Below are 19,507 nucleotides of genomic sequence, written 5' to 3'. Positions count from 1 at the left end.
ACCGGGCCCGAGGCCGGTTCCGTGTCCGTGACACTCCTACTTTGGACAAGTTCTAATTTAGACACGATCTAAGGTACGATGGAGGCCAAGCTGACACGCACGCCCTGGAGGCCTCCTATGTACGAGCCGATCCGCACCAAGTCGGTCCACTCGACGGCGGCCGACAGCGGCGAATTCCCGCACCGCTCCCGCGAGGAGGAGCTGGACATCCAGCTTGCCGGCCATCTGGCCGCCCTCCTCGCCGTGACGGACGAGCTGCGCCAGCTCGTGCCGGGCGCCGACCTGGATGAGGCGGCGGAGGCTCTGGCCTCACAGGTGGCCCGGCTGCGCGGAGGCCTCATGCCGGTCCGCGCCTCGGTGGCCGCCGCCATCCACGAACCCGGCCTCGACGCCCTGCACCAGCGGGCACACGCCCTCGCGGGCCGCGCCCTGGTGGTCGCGGCCTCCCGCGCCGACACCGCCGCCGCGATCCTGGCGGCGCAGCGCATGGAGGCGCACGCCCTCGTCGCCGCCTGAGCCCGGCCCAAGCACGAAGGAGCCCCCGCACGCGGCGCGTGCGGGGGCCCACTCATGTCCGGTCCGTCCGGCCGTCAGCCGAGCCGGTCCACCAGCTTGCGGTACTCGTCCCACAGCTCCGTCGGCGTGTGGTCGCCGAACGTGTTGAGGTGCGCCGGAACGAGCGACGCCTCGTCGCGCCAGGCTTCCTTGTCCACCGTCAGCAGGAAGTCCAGGTCGGCGTCGGCCAGTTCGAGGCCGTTCGTGTCCAGGGACTCCTTGGTCGGCAGGATGCCGATCGGCGTCTCGACGCCCTCGGCGCGGCCGTCGAGGCGGTCCACGATCCATTTCAGGACGCGCGAGTTCTCACCGAAGCCGGGCCACACGAACTTGCCGTCCGCGTTCTTCCTGAACCAGTTGACGTAGTAGATCTTCGGGAGCTTGGCGACATCCTTATCGGCGCCGACCTTCACCCAGTGCGCCATGTAGTCGCCCATGTTGTAGCCGCAGAACGGCAGCATGGCGAAGGGGTCGCGGCGCAGCTCGCCGACCTTGCCCTCGGCGGCGGCGGTCTTCTCGGAGGCCACGTTCGCGCCGAGGAAGACGCCGTGGTTCCAGTCGAAGGACTCGGTGACCAGCGGCACGGCGGAGGCGCGGCGGCCACCGAACAGGATCGCCGAGATCGGCACGCCCTTCGGGTCCTCCCACTCCGGCGCGATGATCGGGCACTGCGACGCGGGCGTGGTGAAGCGGGCGTTGGGGTGCGCGGCCGGGACGCCGGAGTCCGGGGTCCAGGAGTTGCCCTTCCAGTCGGTGAGGTGCGCCGGGGTCTCCTCGGTCATCCCCTCCCACCAGATGTCGTTGTCGTCGGTGAGCGCGACGTTCGTGAAGACCGAGTTGCCCCACAGGGTCTTCATGGCGTTGGCGTTGGTGTGCTCGCCGGTGCCGGGCGCGACGCCGAAGAAGCCGGCCTCGGGGTTGATCGCGTAGAGCCGGCCGTCCTCGCCGAACCGCATCCAGGCGATGTCGTCACCGATCGTCTCGACGGTCCAGCCGGAGATCGTGGGCTCCAGCATCGCGAGGTTGGTCTTGCCGCAGGCGCTCGGGAAGGCGGCGGCGACGTACTTCGACTCACCGGTCGGCGGGGTGAGCTTGAGGATCAGCATGTGCTCGGCGAGCCAGCCCTCGTCGCGCGCCATGACGGACGCGATGCGCAGGGCGTAGCACTTCTTGCCGAGCAGGGCGTTGCCGCCGTACCCGGAGCCGTACGACCAGATCTCGCGGTCCTCGGGGAAGTGCGAGATGTACTTCGTGGAGTTGCACGGCCACGGCACGTCCGCCTCGTCGGGACCCAGCGGGGCGCCCAGCGTGTGCACGGCCTTCACGAAGAAGCCGTCCTCACCCAGTTCATCGAGGACCGGCTGGCCCATCCGGGTCATCGTGCGCATGGAGACGGCCACGTACGCCGAATCGGTGATCTCGACGCCGATCGCGGACAGCGGCGAGCCGAGCGGACCCATGCAGAACGGGACGACGTACATGGTCCGTCCGCGCATCGAGCCGCGGAAGATCCCCCCGTTCCCCTCATTGCCCTGAAAGATCTCCCGCATCTCGGCAGGAGCCTTCCAGTGGTTCGTGGGGCCCGCGTCCTCCTCCTTCTCGGAGCAGATGAACGTACGGTCCTCGACCCGCGCGACATCGGACGGGTCGGAGGCGGCGTAGTACGAGTTGGGGCGCTTGATGGGGTCGAGCTTCTTGAACGTGCCCTTCACGACGAGCTCTTCGGCGAGGCGCTCGTACTCGGCCTCGGAGCCGTCACACCAGACCACACTGTCCGGCTGCGTGAGTTCTGCGATCTCGTTGACCCACGAGATCAGTTCCTGGTGCTTGGTCGGGAGGGTGTCCAGGGAGGGAGCCGCGATGTCGCGCGCCACGATCGCTCCTAAAAGAGGGGTTCTGAGGTTGATTGCCCCGTGGGGGCTGCGACCCGGACGCTGCGCCTCCCAGTCCACTGGAGCTCAGTGGGCGCTCATCCGGTGCCGACCGCACTCATTTGATCATCCGACCGAAACGCCCATCTGTCCAGGGGGCCTCACAGGTGAGCGGGGTGAGCATCGCCACTCATGCGGCCGGTTACCTACGGTCGCGTAGGTACGGCTGGGTACCATGCCGGGATGAGCGTCACCACCGATCAGTCCCAAGTCCCCGCCGCCCAGCCCTCCGTGCTGAAGCCGAGACTGCGCGGCTGGCTGCACGCGGGCATGTTCCCCGCCGTGCTGATCTCGGGCATCTTCCTCACGGCGCTCACGGACTCGACGCGCGGCCGGGTGGCGTGCGCCATCTTCGTGCTGACCGCCTGCCTGCTGTTCGGCGTGAGCGCGCTCTACCACCGGGGGAACTGGGGGCCGCGCGCGGACGGCGTGCTGCGCCGCCTCGACCACGCGAACATCTTCCTGATCATCGCCGGCACGTACACGCCGCTGACGATGCTCCTGCTCCCCGGCGCCAAGGGCGACGCGCTGCTGTGGAGCGTCTGGGCGGCGGCCGCGGCGGGCATCATCTTCCGCGTCTTCTGGGTCGGCGCCCCGCGCTGGCTCTACACGCCGTGCTACATCGCGATGGGCTGGGCCGCCGTCTTCTTCCTGCCGGACTTCATGCGCACGGGCGGCATCGCGGTGCTCGTCCTGGTGATCGTCGGCGGCCTGCTCTACAGCGCGGGCGGCGTCATCTACGGCATCAAGCGCCCGAACCCCTCACCGCGCTGGTTCGGCTTCCACGAGGTCTTCCACTCCCTCACCCTCGCGGCGTTCATCGTGCACTACGTGGGCATCTCGCTGGTGGCGTACCAGCACGGCTGACCCACCCCTCCGCCCCCTGTGGCCACAGCTTTCGAGCTGTGGCCATTTTTTTATTGACAGTAACCATAAAATGAGAGCTACTCTCATTTCATGGTTACTGTCACTGATGCGGTGGAGTCGCGCCCCGACCCCCGACGCTGGTGGGCCCTCGGGGCCCTGGTCGCGAGCATGCTCGTGCTCGGTTTCGACATGACGATCCTCAACGTCGCGCTGCCCACGATCGCCGGAGACCTCGGCGCCACCACAGGCCAGCAGCAGTGGATGGCGGACGCGTACATCGTGGTGTTCGCCGCCCTGATGCTCCCGGCGGGACTGCTCGGCGACCGCTTCGGGCGGCGCCGAATGCTCATCGCCGGGCTCGGCGTCTTCCTCGCGGCGTCCGTCGTGGGCGCGCTCGCCTCCGACGTGGGCTGGGTGATCGTGGCCCGTGCCCTGATGGGCGTCGGCGGCGCCTTCGTGATGCCGCTGGCGATGTCGGTGATCCCCTCGCTCTTCCCGCGCGAGGAGCAGACGAAGGCCATCGGTACGATCTCGGCGGCCTCCGCCCTCGGGCTGCCGCTCGGCCCGATCATCGGCGGCTGGCTCCTGAACCACTTCTGGTGGGGCTCGGTCTTCGTGCTCAACGTGCCGATGGTCGCGATCGGCATCACCGCCTGCCTGTTCCTGCTCCCCGAGAGCCGGGACCCGGCCGCCCCCAAGGTCGACACCCTCTCGACGGTGCTCACCACGCTCGGCCTCGGCGCCCTCATCTACGCGATCATCGAGGGCCCCGAGAAGGGCTGGACGAGCGCCGTGGTCATCGGGGGGTTCCTGGCGGCCGTCGTGCTGATCGGCGCGCTGGTGCTGCGCGAGCGGAGCAGCGAGCGCCCCATGCTCGACCTCGCGCTCCTCGCACACCGTGGCTTCCTCACCAACACCCTGGCGGCGACGCTCGGCATGTTCATCCTGGCCGGCCTGCTGTTCCTGCTGCCGCAGTACCTCCAGGCGGTGCTCGGCATGGACTCGTTCGGCACTGGTGTGCGGATCGTGCCGATGATGGGCGGGATGCTGCTCGCGGCGAAGATGGCGGGGCCCCTGGTCACCAAATTCGGGGCGCGGGCGGTGGTCTGTGTGGCGCTGGTGGTCCTCGCCTTCGCCGCGTTCCTCGGGGCGCGCACCACCGTCGACTCCGGGTACGGCTTCACGGCGCTGTGGCTGTCGATCGCCGGGGTCGGCGTGGCCTTCGCGATGATTCCCGCGATGGGCGGCGCCATGGCCGCGCTCTCCAAGGACCAGGCGGGCCGCGGCTCGGGCCTGCTGTCCACGGTGCGGCAGACCGGCAGCGCGCTCGGCGTAGCCCTGGTCGGCGCCGTCCTCTCCGGCGCGTACACGGCCAGGATCGCGACGGCGGGGCTGCCCGAGGCGGCGGCCGGCGCGGCCCGCGACTCGGTGACCGGCGCGCACGTCGTCGCGGAGAAGCTCGGCGACCCGGCGCTCGCGGCCTCGGCGAACAGCGCGTTCGTCCACGGCATGAACCTGGCTCTGGCCGTCATCGGCATCGTCGCCCTGGCCGCGGCGCTCCTGACAGCGGTGCTGCTGCCCGGCCGCACCACCCCCGGCCCCGCTCCCGACCCGGAGGTGGCCCCGCTCGGCGCCGATGCCTGAGAATGAGCGCCATGGCGGCCTCAGCACAGCGGCCCGCGGAGCCCAAGGTCGGGCTCCGCGAGCGCAAGAAGATCAAGACCCGGACGGCGATCCGCGAGGCGACGTACCGCCTGATCATGGAGCAGGGGTACGACGCGACGACGGTCGAGCAGATCGCCGAGGCCGCCGAGGTGTCGCCGTCCACGGTCTTCCGCTACTTCCCGACCAAGGAAGACATCGTCCTCACCGACGAGTTCGACCCGATCCTGGAACAGGAGCTGCTGAAGCGGCCCAAGGACGAGTCGATGGTCGACTCCGTGCGGCACGTCGTCGACCGCAGCCTGGAACTCGCCTTCACGGACGAGGACCCCGAGATCACCCGGCTGCGGATGCGCCTCCAGGTGGAGACGCCCGCGGTGCGCTCCCGGATGATGGAGTCGATGTCGGTGACCGGCAGGCTGATGTGCCGGGTCATCGCCGAGCGCACCGGCCGGGACGCCGCCGACCTCGAAGTCCGGGTCTACGCCATGGCGTTGGTCGGCGCCCTGATGCAGGCCACGATGTACTGGGCCGAGCACGACCACGAGGACGACCTGCGCGAGCTCGTGCTGCGCGCGCTCGACACGGTGCAGCACGGGCTCTGAGGGACTGGGCGCTCCGAAGGACCGAGCGCTTTTGAACGCCTGCGCTACCCCAGCATCCGCTTCAGCTCGTCGGCGCCCGTCACCGGCGCGTCGCAGACGAAGTGGCGGCACACGTAGGCCGCCTCACCCCCGTCGACGAGCGGCCGGTCGGTGAGGAGCGGGAGCTCGTCCCCGCCCTCCGGGCCCGCCGCGACGACGGCGCCCGGCGCGGTGCCGGTGAGCGCCGTGTGGTGCAGCTGCCCGCCGACCTCGCCCACCACGGCGACCTCGCGCGGTCCGTCGAGCAGCGCCTCGGCGACCGCGAGCCCGTTCCCGATGAACCGCGGCGCCCGCGGGGCGAGCGCCTTGACCACCCCGAGGGCGCGCTCGGCGGCGGTGCGGTGCGGCTCGGAGCCGGTGTGCGCGGCGTACGAGAGGAGGGCGCCCGCCGCGGCGGTCCAGCCGGAGGGCGTGGCGTTGTCGGTCGGGTCCTGGGGCCGGCGGATGAGCTGCTCGGCGTCGACGGCGGTGTCGTACAGCGCGCCGCTCTCCCGGTCCACGAACCGGTCGAGGACGTGGTCGAGCAGGAATCCGGCGAACTCCAGCCACACGCCCTCGCCGGTCACGCCGGCGAGCGCGAGGAAGCCCTCGGCGACGTCCGCGTAGTCCTCGAGGACGCCCGCGTTGGCGCCGACGTGCCCGTCCTTGCTGGTCCGGGCCAGCCGGGCGAGGGGGTCCATGTGCAGCCGTACGAGCAGGTCACCCGCGCACACGGCGGCGTCCACGAGATCCTGGCGGCCGAAGTACGCGCCGGTCTCGGCGAGCGCGGCGATCGCGAGCCCGTTCCACGCGGCGACGACCTTGTCGTCCCGGCCGGGAGCGGGGCGCTCGGCGCGGGCGGCCAGCAGTCGCTGCCGGATGCGCTCGATCTGTCCGGCGTCGAACACCTCGTCGCCCTGCGGGAGCTGGAGCACCGAGGAACCTTCCTCGAAGGTGCCCTCCTCGGTGACGCCGAAGAAGCGGGCGGCGACGGTGGCATCCTCGTCGCCGAGCACCTCGGTGAGCTGCCGCGGCGTCCACACGTAGTACGCGCCCTCGACGTGCTTCCCGGTGACCGGGTCCTCGCTGTCGGCGTCGAGCGCGGACGCGAATCCGCCTTCGTTCGTCCGCAGCTCGCGCACCATGAAGTCGGCGGTTTCGAGGGCGACGCGCTTGGCCAGTTCGGAGCCGGTGGAGCGCCACAGGTGCGCGTACGAGCGGCACAGCAGCGCGTTGTCATAGAGCATCTTCTCGAAGTGCGGCACCGTGAACTCCCGGTCCACCGAGTACCGCGCGAAACCGCCCCCGAGCTGGTCGTAGATCCCGCCGCGCGCCATCCGCTCGCAGGTGTCCACGGCCATCTGCAGCGCGCCCTCGGCGCCGGCGCGCGCGTGGTGCCGCAGCAGGAACTCGATCACCATGGACGGCGGGAACTTGGGCGCGCCCCCGAAGCCCCCGTACGTCGCGTCGTACTCGCGTGTGAGCCCGAGCAGCGCCTGCGCCAGCTCGTTCTCACCGGGCAACTCCGTGCCCCCGTACGGGAGTTCACGCGCGGCCAGATCGGCGGTGATCTTCCCGGCGACCTCGGTGACCTCGCCGTGCCGATCGGTCCACGCGTCCCGCACGCCGTGCAGGACCTGCGTGAACGAGGGCATGCCGTGGCGCGGCTCGGGCGGGAAGTACGTGCCGAAGTAGAACGGCTCGGCGTCCGGCGTCAGGAACACGGTCATGGGCCAGCCGCCCTGGCCGGTCGCGGCCTGCACGGCCTCCATATAGACGGCATCGACGTCGGGGCGCTCTTCGCGGTCGACCTTGATGTTGACGAAGTTGTCGTTCAGGACGGCGGCGGTGGCCCCGTCCTCGAAGGACTCGTGAGCCATCACGTGACACCAGTGACAGCTCGAATACCCGACGCTGAGCAGCACCGGCACCCCGCGCCGCTGCGCCTCCGCGAAGGCCTCGGCCGACCAGGGCCACCAGTCCACCGGGTTGTCGGCGTGCTGGAGGAGGTAGGGGGACGTTTCATGGGCCAGTCGGTTCGGCATGCTTCCCATCCTCGCTCATGGTGCCGCGTCCCCTCACTCAAGGCGCCCCGCGTCGCGTCTCTGATCGCCGGGACCCTCGCGCCGACACCCCATACGCAGCACACTTGACTCCGTACTGTCGCCACCGGAGGGGGACCGAAGATGCGGGACAGCCATCGGGCGGAAGCCGAACGGCTGTTGGCTCGGGCCGTGGAGGAAGAAGTCAGGCGTTCGGGAGGGCGCGCGGACGGGGCCGTGCTGCTGTCGCGGGCGAAGGGCGCGCTGGACGCGATGGGGCGCAGCGCGGCCGACGAGTACGACGCGTTCACCCGGGCCCTCGACGAGGCCGACGCGGGACGGATGACGTTCGGGCAGCGGTTCGCCAAGGAGGGCGGGTCAACGCCGTTGATGGTGGCGGGAGTCGGCGCCGTCACCGCCTGTGTCGCGGATCTGGTGCTCGGGGCGGGGACCGGGACGGCCGTGGGCGCGGGTGTCGCCGTGGCCGTGCTGGGGTCCGCCGCGACCGTCGCGAAGGTGACCGCTTCGCACGTGCCGGCCGCGAGCCGCAGCGCCGGGGCGCGCAATCAGCCGGGCGGGCCCGAGCAGCTGCGGTTGCAGTGGCTGACCGCGTTGGAGGTGCGGGGCATCAGGCCGTTTTTCGACCAGCAGCGGGTGCTCGCCGCGAGCACCGGGACGTCGAAGAAGACGGTGGGGCCGCAGCTGCGGCGTACCGACAAGAGCGCGGCCGCGCGGCGCAGGAGTGTTCTTGAGCAGTCATTTGGTCAACTGCCCGAGCCAGAGGGGCCGTTCGCGGGGCGGCGTGCCGCCATGTCGCAGATCGCGCAGTGGGTGCACGCGGCGCGGGCCAGCACCGAGACCCGGCCGACCGTGGTGGTGCTGCACGGGGAGCCGGGCGCGGGGCGCACGACGCTCGCGGTGCGCGCGGCGCACGAGCTGCGGGACCAGTTCCGCGGGGCGTGCGTGGTGGATCTGCGGGGCGACCGCCCGGACGCGCCGCCGCTGCCGACGCGGGACGCCCTGCTGCACCTGCTGAACCGGCTCGGGGCGCCGCGCGAGCAGCTGCTCTTCCGTGAGCGGTCCTCGCAGGAGCAGCAGGTCAAGCGGCTCAGCGAGCTGTACCACCAGCATTTGACCGGGTTGCCGGTCACGATCGTGCTCGACGACGCGGCGAGCGCGGAGCAAGTGCGTACGCTCGTCCCCGAGCGCTCCGACAGCCTCGTGATCGTCACCGCGCGTGAGCCGCTCGAGCTCGGCAACGACACGCCCGCTTGGGTGCACCACCTGCCGGTCCAGGCGCTCGACGCGGCGGGCGCGGAGGAGCTGCTGCGGGAGGCCGCGGAGGACCCGAGCGGCCCGTACGATGCCGAATCCACCGATGCCGTACGGGAGTTGTGCGGCGGCCTGCCGCTCGCGCTGCGCGTCGCGGGTTCCTCGATCGGGCCGCGTACGACGCGTCAGCTCGCCGCCGACCTCGCCGCGTACGGGCCCGTGGACCCGGTCGAGCGGGTGCTGTGGCTGCGCTACACCGACCAGTCCGAGCAGGGCAGGCGGCTGCTGCGGCGGCTCGCGCTCGCCGGGCGCGCCTCGCTCGGCGCGGCCGCCGCGGCGGCGCTGCTCGCCACCAACACCGCGGAGGCGAAGCGGCACCTGTCGGCGCTCGCGGGCGCCGGTCTCGTCGACCACGTGCGCGGCAGCCGCTACCGCCTGCACGACGTCGTCCGCACCTTCGCCCAGGCCCGCCTCGCCGACGAGGAGGAGCCCGCGGAGCGCACGGCCGCGCAGGAGCGCCTGATCCAGAACTACGCGGACCTGGCCGACTCCGTGATCCGCCTGGTCGACGGCAACATGTCGACGCGCGCGGGCCAGACAGGGCCGCACGGCTTCACGTCCCTGGACGCGGCGCTGCGCTGGCTCGACGACGAGTCGAGCTTCATCACGGCGGCGCTGCGGCACGCCGAGGGCGTCAACCAGGACGCGGTGCTCGGCCTGCTCGGCGCGCTGTGCGACTACTGCCTGCTCCGCGGCGACCTCTACCGGCTCGGCGAGATCCAGGAGCTGACGCAATCCATCGACCAGGGCCTGCTCATGCGCTCGGTCCAGTGGCGCACGGGTATCGCGGCCCGTCAGCTCGGCGAGCTCGACAAGGCGCGTACGACGCTGTCCTCGGTGGTCGACCTCTACCGCGAGGCGCACCACAGGGCGGGCGAGGGCCGCGCGCTGTGCTCCCTCGGCATCACCCTGCACCATCAGGGTCAACTCGCCGAGGCGGCCGGGCGGTTGCGGGAGGCGCTCGACCTTCAGACGACGCCGGAGACGAAGGGCGACCGCGGCTGGACGCTGCACGCGCTCGCGGCGGTCGAGCGCGACCGCGCCAACGTACGCATGTCGCTCGCGCTGCTCACCGACGCGTTCGCCCTGCACCGCGAGAACGAGTCGCTGCACGGCGAGGCGTGGGCGCACTTCCAGCTCGGCCAGCTGTGCCTGCGGATGGGCAACGTGCCGCGCGCGGAGGAGGAGCTGCGGACCGCGCTCGACCTGTACGGGCAGACCCGCGACGGCCGCGGCCAGGCCTGGGCGCTGACCGAGCTGGCCCGCGCCCGGCTCATGGACGGCGAGGCGTCCGCGGCGGTCGACGGCCTGCGCCAGGCGGCCTCCCGGCACCGTGAGAACGAGGACGCGCGCGGCGAGGCGTGGACGTACTACTACCTGGGCCAGGCCCTGGAGGAGACCGGCGACCTCGACAAGGCGGTGCGGGAGCTGGAGCGCTCACGCACGATGTTCTCCCGGATGCGCGACGTCTACGGCCTGGCCTGCGCCCGCCACCACTCGGCGCGCGTCACCCGCGACGAGCGGGCCGCGCAGACGGGCTCGCTGCGCAACTCCGGCTTCGCACGGCAGCTCCTGGTCGACGCCCGCGCCGACTTCCAGCGCATCGGCGTGCCGCACGGCGAGGCGTGGACGTGCCTGGAGCTCGCGGTGGTCGACGCGGGCAACGCGCGGCTCGCGCAGGCGATGGAGCTGTGCGAGGAGGCGGCGGCCATCTTCGCCGGGTACGAGGACCAGAGGGGCGAGGACTGGGCGACGTTCCTGCGCTGCACACTGCTCCCGTACGCCTCCCCCGGCGGCTCGGAGGTGGGCACGGCGGTCGCCCAGGAGGAGCTGTCCCAGCTCGCCGCCGCCACGCATCCGGCCCGCGACGGAAAGCTCGACGACTACGTGGAGGCGTACCAGCTGCTCCTGGAGCGGGGCGTGGATCTGGACGCCGGCTGGCAGGCCTGGCGCCTCGGCATGGTCCCGAACCGGCACGCGCGGGACGTGATGGGGGTCGCCAAGGAGGCGCAGCGGTCGTAGGCACGGCGATGACCCGCACCGCGACCCGCCCTGGACATGACAGGCGGGGACGCGCGGCGGACGGCGCAACGGCCCCGCGCGCTCTCGTACGCGTTCGTACGCTCTCGTGCGCGGGGCCGACGGCGGGTTCAGGCGGACGTCTGCCCGGCGTCCTTGCCGCTCGTCGCACCGGCGGGTTCGTCCGACTTCTCCTTGAAGTCGACCTTGCCCATGTGCTTGTTCATCGACTTCATCAGGCCCCAGACCGCGACGGCCATCACGGCGAAGACGATGAAGCCGAGCACACCCGGAGTCACCTTGTTCTCGTCGACCTCCTTGGCGGCAAGGGGGACGAGATGGGTCAATGCCAGATTCGCGTTCACATCAGGCATTGTGTCGGATGCCCGCGAAGAGGTCGTCCTCGGGGAGGGAGGTATCGACGAGCGACTTCGCGAGCTCGTACTCCTCGGTCGGCCAGACCTCCTGCTGGATGTCCATCGGCACGCGGAACCAGCCGCCGTCGGGATCGATCTGCGTGGCGTGCGCGATCAGCGCCTTGTCACGGATCTCGTAGAAGTCGGCGCACGGAACATGCGTGGTCAGCGTGCGCTCGACCCGCGAGACGTCGGCGTCCCAGCGCTTCAGCCAGTCCTCGTACGGGGACTCCATGCCGCGCTCCAGGAGCGCCTTGTGCAGCGCCTCGGTGCGCGTCCGGTTGAAGCCCTGGTTGTAGTAGAGCTTCTTCGGCTGGTAGACGGGCCCGAACTCGTCCTCGGGGTACTTCTCGGCGTCGGCCGCACCGTCGAAGGCCACCATCGTGATCTTGTGGGTCATGATGTGGTCGGGGTGCGGGTAGCCGCCGTTCTCGTCGTACGTCGTGATGACCTGCGGACGGAAGGCGCGGATCTGCTTGACCAGCGCGCCGGCCGCGTGGTCGACCTCCTGCAGGGCGAAGCAGCCCTCCGGCAGCGGCGGCAGCGGATCGCCCTCGGGCAGCCCCGAGTCGACGAAGCCCAGCCAGTCCTGCTTGACGCCGAGGATCTCGCGCGCCTCGTCCATCTCCTTGCGGCGGACCTCCCGAATGTTCTCCTCGACGTACTTGTCGCCCTGGAGCTTCGGGTTGAGGATGGAGCCGCGCTCGCCGCCTGTGCAGGTCACGACATGCACGTCCACCCCCTCGGACACGTACTTGGCCATGGTGGCCGCGCCCTTCGACGACTCGTCGTCGGGGTGGGCGTGAACGGCCATGAGGCGCAGCTGCTCGGTCAAGACAAGTTCCTCATTGAGATAGGGCGCCCTGGTGTTATCCGGCGCAATGGGCGGCTTCTATAGTGACGGAACCGGGGGGCGGAAAATTCCGGTGCCCGTCCATCTGGCGGGCGACGCGAGAGGAACTGGCCGATGAGCGCCGTGCAGCAGCTGCCCGAGGGCCGATACGGATCCTCGCGCTCCGCGGACGCCCGCGCCGACCGCAAGCTGAGGATCGCGGGAATCGTCCTCGGCGCCCTGTTCGCGGCCCTGATGGTCTGGTTCGGCTGGTACTACGTCGTCGGCGGCAGCAAGTTCAGCGGCGAGGTCATCGCCTTCGACACGAACAAGCACGACGTCCAGGTCCACATGGAGATCCGCAAGGACACCGACGCCACGGGCTACTGCACGATCCGCTCGCAGAGCGAGGACGGCACCGAGGTGGGCCGCGCCGACTTCCGCTTCGACCAGAAGTCCGAGCGGATCGACAAGGTCGTCACGCTGAAGACGACGGGCGACGGCACGACCGCGGAGCTCCTCGGCTGTCACGCCGACTGATTGTCGATACGGGCCGGCGAAACGGCGGGCGCTGACCTGCGCCGACGCAACGCTGATGCCTTTTGTCCTCCCCCTTTCACGCCTGAATTGTTAGGCTCGTGGTTTCGCCCACTCAGCAGGGAACATCCTTCTGAGTAGGGCGATGCTTTGTATACCCAGTACCTACGAGGAGCGACCTGTGACCCAGACCAGCGAAGACGTCACCTGGCTGACGCAGGAGGCGTACACCAAGCTCAGGGACGAGCTGGCGTACCTGTCTGGTCCCGCGCGCGAGGAGATCACCCAGAAGATCGCCGCCGCGCGTGAGGAGGGCGACCTGCGGGAGAACGGCGGGTACCACGCGGCCAAGGAGGAGCAGGGCAAGCAGGAGCTCCGCATCCGCCAGCTGACTCAGCTCCTGGAGCGGGCCAAGGTCGGCGAGGCCCCGGCGGCGACCGGCGTGGTCGCGCCCGGCATGGTCGTCACGATCGCCTTCGACGGTGACGAGGACGACACCCTGGAGTTCCTGCTCGCCTCGCGCGAGTACGCGAGCAGCGAATTCGAGACGTACTCCCCCCAGTCCCCGCTCGGCACTGGGGTCAACGGCCACAAGGTGGGCGAGGACGTCGACTACGAACTGCCGAACGGCAAGAAGGCCTCGGTGAGGATCCTCAAGGCGGAGCCGTTCAACGGCTGACGCCTTCCGAGCACGGACGAGGCCCCCGCGACGTACGCGCCGCGGGGGCCTCGTCGTGTTCCCGGCAGGTCAGGGTTCCCGGCGGGTCAGGCCGCCTTCCGGTACTTGCGCACCGCGAGGGCGCGGAAGACCAGGATGATCAGGACGGACCAGATCAGCGAGGCCCAGACCGGGTGCTCCATGGGCCAGGCGCCGGTCACCGACTTCGGGACGCCGTCGATCGTGTTGCCGAACAGCTCGCGGGCCGCCGCCACCGTGGCGCTGAAGGGGTTCCATTCCGCGACGTACTGGAGGAACTTCGGCATGCCGTTGACCGGCACGAACGCGTTCGAGATGAACGTCAGCGGGAAGAGCCAGATCAGGCCGCCGGAGGTCGCCGCCTCCGGGGTGCGCACCGACAGGCCGATCAGCGCGCCGATCCAGGTGAACGCGTACCCGAGCAGCAGGAGCAGACCGAAGCCCGCCAGGACCTTGCCGAGGTTCTCGTGCGTGCGCCAGCCGACGAGCAGCGCCACCACCGCGAGCACGGCCAGCGTCACGGCCGTCTGCACCAGGTCGGCGAGGGTGCGGCCGGTGAGCACGGCGCCGCGCGCCATGGGCAGCGAGCGGAACCGGTCGATGAGGCCCTTGTGCATGTCGTCCGCGATGCCCGCGCCCGCGCCCGCCGTGGCGAAGGTGACGGTCTGGGCGAAGATGCCGGCCATCAGGAATTCCTTGTAGGCACCGGCACTGACACCGGCGCCCGGGATGGCGATCGAGCCGCCGAAGACGTACGTGAACAGGACGACGAACATCACCGGCTGGATGATCCCGAACAGGATCATCTCGGGGATCCGGGTCATCCGGATCAGGTTCCGCTTGCCGACGACCAGGGAGTCGCTCCAGGCGCTCATTTCCTCGCCCCCTTCGGGCTCTCGGCCGGCTCGGCCGGCTCGGCCGCGTCGGAGGCCGCGGGCTCCTCGGCGACATGGCCGGTCAGCGAGATGAACACGTCGTCGAGGGTCGGGCGGCGCAGGCCGATGTCGTCGATCTCGATGCCGCGGGCGTCCAGGTCGCGGATGATCTCGGCGAGCAGCTTGGCGCCTCCGATGACGGGGACGGTCAGTTTGCGGGTGTGCCGGGCGACGGTCGTCTCGCCCTTGCCGTAGCCGCTCAAGATCTCGCGCGCCGCCTCGATGTGCTCCCGCTCGTGCACCACGACCTCGACGCGCTCGCCGCCGGTCTGCGCCTTGAGCTGGTCGGCGGTGCCACGGGCGATTACGCGGCCGTGGTCCACGACGCAGATGTCGTGCGCGAGGTGGTCCGCCTCTTCCAGGTACTGGGTGGTGAGGAGCAGCGTCGTACCGCCGGCGACCAACTCCTGGATGACCTCCCAGAGTTGCTGCCGGTTGACGGGGTCGAGCCCGGTCGTCGGCTCGTCCATGAACATCACCGGCGGGGAGACGACGAGCGCGGCCGCGAGGTCGAGCCTGCGGCGCATGCCTCCCGAATACGTCTTGGAGGGGCGGTCCGCGGCGTCCACGAGGTGGAATCGATCGAGGAGTTCCCCGGCCCGCTTCTTCGCCTCCTTCTTGGACAGTTGGTAGAGCTGGCCGACCATCTGGAGGTTCTCCCGGCCGGTCAGATACTCGTCGACCGCGGCGAACTGGCCCGACAGGCCGATGGAGCGCCGCACTTCGTTCGGATGCTTCAGTACATCGATCCCGGCGACGACCGCCTTGCCGCTGTCCGGCGTGAGCAGCGTCGTCAGGCAGCGCACCGCCGTCGTCTTCCCCGCCCCGTTCGGCCCGAGCAGGCCGAGGACCGTGCCCTCCGGTACGTCGAGATCGACGCCGTCCAGAGCCCTTACATCGCCGAAGGTCTTCACCAGGCCTTCGGCGTAGATGGCGCCTGGCATGTGGTTCCCCCAGTGTGTGGGTGTTACCTATGTGAGTGCCTATGTGAGGAAAGTGTAAATTTGCCAGGTTTTCGGTGCCCGGCGAAGAGTGAAGCGCGCCACACACTAACGCGATGTATCGCGTACCGCCATCGCATTACTCGATGACCGTGTAGCCCGCCTCCCGCAGCGCCGCGCCGACCTCGGTGCAGTGCGCGGGACCCTTGGTCTCCAGGTGCAACTCCACCTCCGCCTCCGTGAGTCCGAGCCGCGGATCGGTCCGTACGTGGCTCACATCGGTGACGTTAGCGTCGGCCACTGACAACACCCCGAGGAGCGTGGCCAGGGCGCCGGGGCGGTCGGGCAGGCGCAGCCGCAGCGAGAGATAGCGGCCCGCGGCAGCCAGGCCGTGGGTGAGGACGCGCTGCATCAGGAGCGGGTCGATGTTGCCGCCGGAGAGGAGGGCGACGACCGGGCCCTCGAAGGCGCCGGGCTCGCTCAGGAGCGCCGCCACGGGGCTCGCGCCCGCGGGCTCGACGACCAGCTTGGCGCGCTCCAGGCAGAGCAGCAGGGCACTGGAGAGCGCGTCCTCCGTGACCGTACGGACGTCGTCGACGAGGTGGGACACGAGCCCGAACGGGACGTCGCCGGGCCGCCCCACCTTGATCCCGTCGGCCATCGTCGACGGGGCCTTGATCGCGACCGGGTGCCCGGCGGCCAGCGAGGGCGGGTACGCGGCGGCGCCCGCCGCCTGCACGCCGATCACCCGCACGTCGGGTCGCAGCGCCTTCACGGCGACGGCGATACCGGCCGCGAGTCCGCCGCCGCCGACGCCGACCAGGATCGTGCGGACCTCCGGGCACTGCTCCAGGATCTCCAGGCCGAGCGTGCCCTGGCCCGCGACGACGTCCGGGTGGTCGAAGGGGTGGATGAACACCGCCCCGGTCTCCTCCGCGTACTGCTGGGCCGCCGCAAGGGTCTCGTCGACGACCTGGCCGTGCAGCCGGACCTCGGCGCCGTACTCGCGGGTCGCGGCGACCTTCGGCAGGGGCGCGCCGACCGGCATGAACACCGTGGAGCGCACGCCGAGGAGCGAGGAGGCGAGAGCCACACCCTGGGCGTGGTTGCCCGCGCTCGCGGCCACGACTCCGGCGGCCCGCTCCTCGGGCAGCAGGCCCGCGATCCGCACGTAGGCGCCGCGCAGCTTGAAGGATCCGGTGCGCTGGAGGTTCTCGCACTTGAGGTGGACGGGCGTACCGGCCAGCTGGGAGAGGTGGTGGCTGTGCGCCATCGACGTCACCCGCGCCACCCCGGACAGCATCTTCTGGGCGCCGCGGACGTCGTCGAGGGTCACCGGGGGCGTCGGGGTCGGCAAGTAGTCAGACGCGCTGTTGCTCATGACGAAAGTCTTGCAGCTCACGGCGCACGCCTCTCGGGATGCTCACGCTGCGAGACCGGATTGCGCACGGCCGGTACGGCCGGCGCTTTCGCCGCGTACCCTGTGGGACCAATCCAGTGCAATCCACCACCCACGCATGAAGTGAGCCCCCGGCCATGCCCACACCACAGGAAATGATGGACATGACGACCGCAGGCGACTCCGGCCTCCTCGAAACGCTCCAGCACGAGGTGGCGGTCTTCGCCCGTCGTGCCGAACAGACCCGGCTCGGCGGGGTCGGGCAGGTGCGCAATTCGATGGACCGAGCCGCCTATCTGCTGCTCAACCGCCTCGACAAGGAAGGCCCGATGGGCGTCAAGGCGCTCGCGTCGAGCATGGGGATCGACTCCTCGACGGTGACCCGTCAGGTCGCCCCGCTCGTCGACACGGGTCTCGTCAAGCGCACCTCTCACCCGGAGGACGGACGTGCGGTGGTGTTGCAGCTGTCGCCGCGCGGTGCGGCCCGGCTCGACGAGGTACGCACATCCAGGCAGGAGTTGATGGCGCAGTTGACGCAGGAGTGGGAGCCGAAGGAGCGCGAGCAGTTCTGCGCGCTCCTCGCACGCTTCAATTCCGCGCTCTCCGCGCGCCACGGCCAGCCGACGCCGCCCGCCGAATCCTGACGGTTCCCGGGCACACCGGTACGGCATGAGCGGCTCCCGCCTCTTGACCAGGGAGCCGCGGTCGGCCTCATATGAAGGGTGCGTCAACGGCAGGCGTTGCAGGACGCCCGCCGGGCCCGCGAGTTCGAGGCGTTCGTCGCGGGCGCGGCCGGGCGGCTGCTGCGTGCCGCGACGCTCCTGACGGGCGAGCCCGCGGACGACAACCCGCGCGCGCGGAAGCTGCTCACGGCCGCCCTCGGCCGAACGTACGCCTCCTGGGACCGTCTTCGCGGTGAGGATCCCTACGACTGCGCGCGCAAGGATCTGGCCGTCCGGTTCGCGCGCGGCGCATGGCGACAGCATCGCGCGCGTGGCGGCGCGTTGGGCCGGCTCGGCCCCCAGGAACGCCTCGTCCTCGTGCTGCGGCTCTTCGAAGGCGTCGGCGAGGAGCAGACCGCGTCGCTGCTCGGGCTGCCCGCGGAGCGCGTCCGCGCCGTGCACGCGCGGGCGATGGCCCTCGTCCTGCATCCGCCGCGCGGCCCCGCGCCCGCCGAACTGCGGGGAGCTGCTCCGGCATGAGTCTCCAGGAGCGCAATGAGGCGGCCGTGCGCGCCGTGCTCGACGCCGGGCCGGCTCCCGTGGTGCCCGCGGAGCTGTGCGCGGACGCAATGCGCAGGGGCGGCCGCGCGCGCAGGCGGCGCAGGGCGGCGGCGCGCTTCCTGTGGTTCGTGCTGATCGTCGCCGTCGTGGCGTTCGTCGTGTGGGCGACGGTCGAGCGCCCGTGGGTGGAGCCGCCCTCGAAGACGACTCCACAGCTGACGGGTTGGTGACCTACTTCTTGTCGAGCGCCTGCTGGAGGTCGGCGAGCAGGTCGTCGACCGATTCGATGCCCACGGAGAGGCGTACGAGGTCGGCGGGGACCTCCAGGGCGGAGCCCGCGACGGAGGCGTGCGTCATCCGGCCGGGGTGTTCGACGAGGGACTCGACGCCGCCGAGTGACTCGCCCAGGGTGAAGAGCTTCGCCCGGTTGCAGACCTCGACGGCCGCCTCCTCGCCGCCCTCGACCTGGAACGAGACCATGCCGCCGAAGGCCTTCATCTGCTTCGCCGCGATCTCGTGCCCGGGGTGCTCGGGCAGGCCCGGGTAGAGCACCTTCGTGACGCGCGGGTGGCGGGAGAGCATGTCGGCGACGCGGGTCGCGTTCTCGCTGTGCCGGTCCATGCGGACGGGCAGCGTCTTGATTCCGCGCAGCACGAGCCAGGCGTCGAAGGGGCCCGCGATCGCGCCCATCGCGTTCTGGTGGAACGCGAGCTCGTCGCCGAGGGCGTCGTCGTTGACGACGAGCGCGCCGCCGACGACGTCGGAGTGGCCGCCCATGTACTTGGTCATCGAGTGCACGACGACGTCGGCGCCGAGCGCGAGCGGCTGCTGGAGGTAGGGGCTGGCGAAGGTGTTGTCGACGACGAGCTGGGCCCCGGCCTCGTGGGCGACCTGGGCGACGGCGGCGATGTCGGTGATGCCGAGGAGCGGGTTGGAGGGCGTCTCCACCCACACGGCCTTGGTCAGCGGGGTGATCGCGGCGCGCACCGACTCGACGTCGCTGGTGTCCGCCACCGAGAACTCGACGCCCCACCGCATCACGACCTTCGCGAACAGCCGGAACGTGCCGCCGTACGCGTCGTTCGGGATGACCACGTGGTCGCCGGGGCTGAGCAGGGTGCGCAGCAGGCAGTCCTCGGCGGCGAGCCCGGAGGCGAAGGCGAGCCCCCGTCGGCCGCCCTCCAGGGCGGCGAGGTTCTCCTCCAGGGCGGTACGGGTCGGATTGGCGCTGCGGCTGTACTCGTAGCCGCCGCGCAGGCCGCCCACGCCGTCCTGCTTGTACGTGGAGACCTGGTAGATCGGCGGGACGACGGCGCCGGTCACGGGGTCGGCCGTGTTGCCGGCGTGGATGGCGGTGGTCTCGAAGCCGCGCGGGGTGCTGCCGCTGTGGCTGTGCGTGTCGCTCATGGCGCCCGAGCGTAGGCGCTCGGGCGCGCGCGGGTGGGGCGCGGCGCCCATTTGTCGCCAGGGCGGTTGTCGACGGTTGTCGCCACGCG

Annotated in this window: 18 protein-coding genes; 10 read left to right on the top strand and 8 right to left on the bottom strand. The window is 70.8% G+C overall.

Going from position 1 to position 19,507, the window contains the following annotated elements; translation table 11 throughout:
- Positions 1-117: 117 nt before the first annotated feature.
- Entirely contained in the window at positions 118-516 is a 399-nt protein-coding gene (locus ACIRHA_RS39595; RefSeq protein ID WP_403856076.1) for a hypothetical protein, read from the top strand.
- 74 nt (positions 517-590) lie between these two features.
- On the opposite strand, the gene ACIRHA_RS39590 is transcribed toward ACIRHA_RS39595, so the two are convergent.
- Entirely contained in the window at positions 591-2,429 is a 1,839-nt protein-coding gene (locus tag ACIRHA_RS39590; RefSeq protein WP_403856074.1) for a phosphoenolpyruvate carboxykinase (GTP), read from the bottom strand.
- A 240-nt stretch (positions 2,430-2,669) separates the two neighbouring features.
- On the opposite strand from ACIRHA_RS39590, the gene ACIRHA_RS39585 reads away from it, so the two are divergent.
- The 3 genes from ACIRHA_RS39585 to ACIRHA_RS39575 all read left to right on the top strand — a co-directional run bounded on the left by ACIRHA_RS39585 (position 2,670) and on the right by ACIRHA_RS39575 (position 5,620).
- Positions 2,670-3,353, top strand: coding sequence for a hemolysin III family protein (locus ACIRHA_RS39585; RefSeq protein ID WP_403856072.1), 684 nt, complete (start codon positions 2,670-2,672; stop codon positions 3,351-3,353).
- Positions 3,354-3,443: 90 nt separating this feature from the next.
- The gene (locus ACIRHA_RS39580) at positions 3,444-4,997 is read left to right on the top strand and encodes a DHA2 family efflux MFS transporter permease subunit (protein WP_403856070.1); all 1,554 of its coding nucleotides are present in this window, start codon (positions 3,444-3,446) and stop codon (positions 4,995-4,997) included.
- Positions 4,998-5,008: 11 nt separating this feature from the next.
- On the top strand, positions 5,009-5,620 hold the full coding sequence (locus ACIRHA_RS39575; protein WP_403856068.1) for a TetR/AcrR family transcriptional regulator: 612 nt from the start codon (positions 5,009-5,011) through the stop codon (positions 5,618-5,620).
- 44 nt (positions 5,621-5,664) lie between these two features.
- On the opposite strand, the gene ACIRHA_RS39570 is transcribed toward ACIRHA_RS39575, so the two are convergent.
- Positions 5,665-7,683, bottom strand: coding sequence for a thioredoxin domain-containing protein (locus ACIRHA_RS39570; RefSeq protein WP_403856066.1), 2,019 nt, complete (start codon positions 7,681-7,683; stop codon positions 5,665-5,667).
- A 141-nt stretch (positions 7,684-7,824) separates the two neighbouring features.
- On the opposite strand from ACIRHA_RS39570, the gene ACIRHA_RS39565 reads away from it, so the two are divergent.
- Entirely contained in the window at positions 7,825-11,034 is a 3,210-nt protein-coding gene (locus ACIRHA_RS39565; RefSeq protein WP_403856064.1) for a tetratricopeptide repeat protein, read from the top strand.
- A gap of 128 nt (positions 11,035-11,162) precedes the next feature.
- Here the strand turns inward: ACIRHA_RS39565 and ACIRHA_RS39560 are convergent, their stop codons facing one another.
- Positions 11,163-11,405 (bottom strand): hypothetical protein, encoded by a 243-nt coding sequence (locus tag ACIRHA_RS39560; protein WP_326018707.1) that lies wholly within the window; start codon positions 11,403-11,405, stop codon positions 11,163-11,165.
- Entirely contained in the window at positions 11,398-12,282 is an 885-nt protein-coding gene (gene mca, locus ACIRHA_RS39555) for a mycothiol conjugate amidase Mca (protein WP_403856062.1), read from the bottom strand. Before mca ends, ACIRHA_RS39560 begins: the two co-directional genes overlap by 8 nt.
- A gap of 132 nt (positions 12,283-12,414) precedes the next feature.
- Between mca and ACIRHA_RS39550 the strand changes: the two genes are divergently transcribed.
- The gene (locus ACIRHA_RS39550) at positions 12,415-12,819 is read left to right on the top strand and encodes a DUF4307 domain-containing protein (RefSeq protein ID WP_403856060.1); all 405 of its coding nucleotides are present in this window, start codon (positions 12,415-12,417) and stop codon (positions 12,817-12,819) included.
- 178 nt (positions 12,820-12,997) lie between these two features.
- Positions 12,998-13,495, top strand: coding sequence for a transcription elongation factor GreA (gene greA / locus ACIRHA_RS39545; RefSeq protein ID WP_403856058.1), 498 nt, complete (start codon positions 12,998-13,000; stop codon positions 13,493-13,495).
- Between the two features lie 86 nt (positions 13,496-13,581).
- Here greA and ACIRHA_RS39540 read toward each other — a convergent pair whose 3' ends face one another.
- The 3 genes from ACIRHA_RS39540 to ilvA all read right to left on the bottom strand — a co-directional run bounded on the left by ACIRHA_RS39540 (position 13,582) and on the right by ilvA (position 16,770).
- The gene (locus tag ACIRHA_RS39540) at positions 13,582-14,388 is read right to left on the bottom strand and encodes an ABC transporter permease (protein ID WP_403856056.1); all 807 of its coding nucleotides are present in this window, start codon (positions 14,386-14,388) and stop codon (positions 13,582-13,584) included.
- Positions 14,385-15,392, bottom strand: coding sequence for an ATP-binding cassette domain-containing protein (locus ACIRHA_RS39535; RefSeq protein ID WP_403856054.1), 1,008 nt, complete (start codon positions 15,390-15,392; stop codon positions 14,385-14,387). Before ACIRHA_RS39535 ends, ACIRHA_RS39540 begins: the two co-directional genes overlap by 4 nt.
- Before the next feature lie 136 nt (positions 15,393-15,528).
- Positions 15,529-16,770 carry a threonine ammonia-lyase gene (ilvA, locus tag ACIRHA_RS39530; RefSeq protein ID WP_403856052.1) on the bottom strand — a complete coding sequence of 414 codons (1,242 nt, stop codon included), beginning with the start codon at positions 16,768-16,770 and terminating at the stop codon, positions 15,529-15,531.
- A gap of 176 nt (positions 16,771-16,946) precedes the next feature.
- Here ilvA and ACIRHA_RS39525 point away from each other — a divergent pair, with 176 nt between their 5' ends.
- The 3 genes from ACIRHA_RS39525 to ACIRHA_RS39515 all read left to right on the top strand — a co-directional run bounded on the left by ACIRHA_RS39525 (position 16,947) and on the right by ACIRHA_RS39515 (position 18,241).
- Positions 16,947-17,432 (top strand): MarR family winged helix-turn-helix transcriptional regulator, encoded by a 486-nt coding sequence (locus ACIRHA_RS39525; protein ID WP_403856157.1) that lies wholly within the window; start codon positions 16,947-16,949, stop codon positions 17,430-17,432.
- Positions 17,433-17,510: 78 nt separating this feature from the next.
- The gene (locus tag ACIRHA_RS39520; RefSeq protein WP_403856050.1) at positions 17,511-17,990 is read left to right on the top strand and encodes a sigma factor-like helix-turn-helix DNA-binding protein; all 480 of its coding nucleotides are present in this window, start codon (positions 17,511-17,513) and stop codon (positions 17,988-17,990) included.
- Positions 17,987-18,241, top strand: a complete 255-nt coding sequence (locus ACIRHA_RS39515; protein WP_403856048.1) for a hypothetical protein — start codon at positions 17,987-17,989, stop codon at positions 18,239-18,241. The genes ACIRHA_RS39520 and ACIRHA_RS39515 overlap by 4 nt, the downstream gene beginning before the upstream one ends.
- 1 nt (position 18,242) lies before the next feature.
- Here ACIRHA_RS39515 and ACIRHA_RS39510 read toward each other — a convergent pair whose 3' ends face one another.
- Positions 18,243-19,418, bottom strand: a complete 1,176-nt coding sequence (locus ACIRHA_RS39510; RefSeq protein WP_403856046.1) for a cystathionine gamma-synthase — start codon at positions 19,416-19,418, stop codon at positions 18,243-18,245.
- Positions 19,419-19,507: the final 89 nt, after the last annotated feature.

This window comes from Streptomyces sp. NPDC102360 (genome assembly GCF_044766085.1).
Classification (GTDB): Bacteria; Actinomycetota; Actinomycetes; order Streptomycetales; family Streptomycetaceae; genus Streptomyces.
This window is presented reverse-complemented; position numbering and strand designations above follow the sequence as displayed.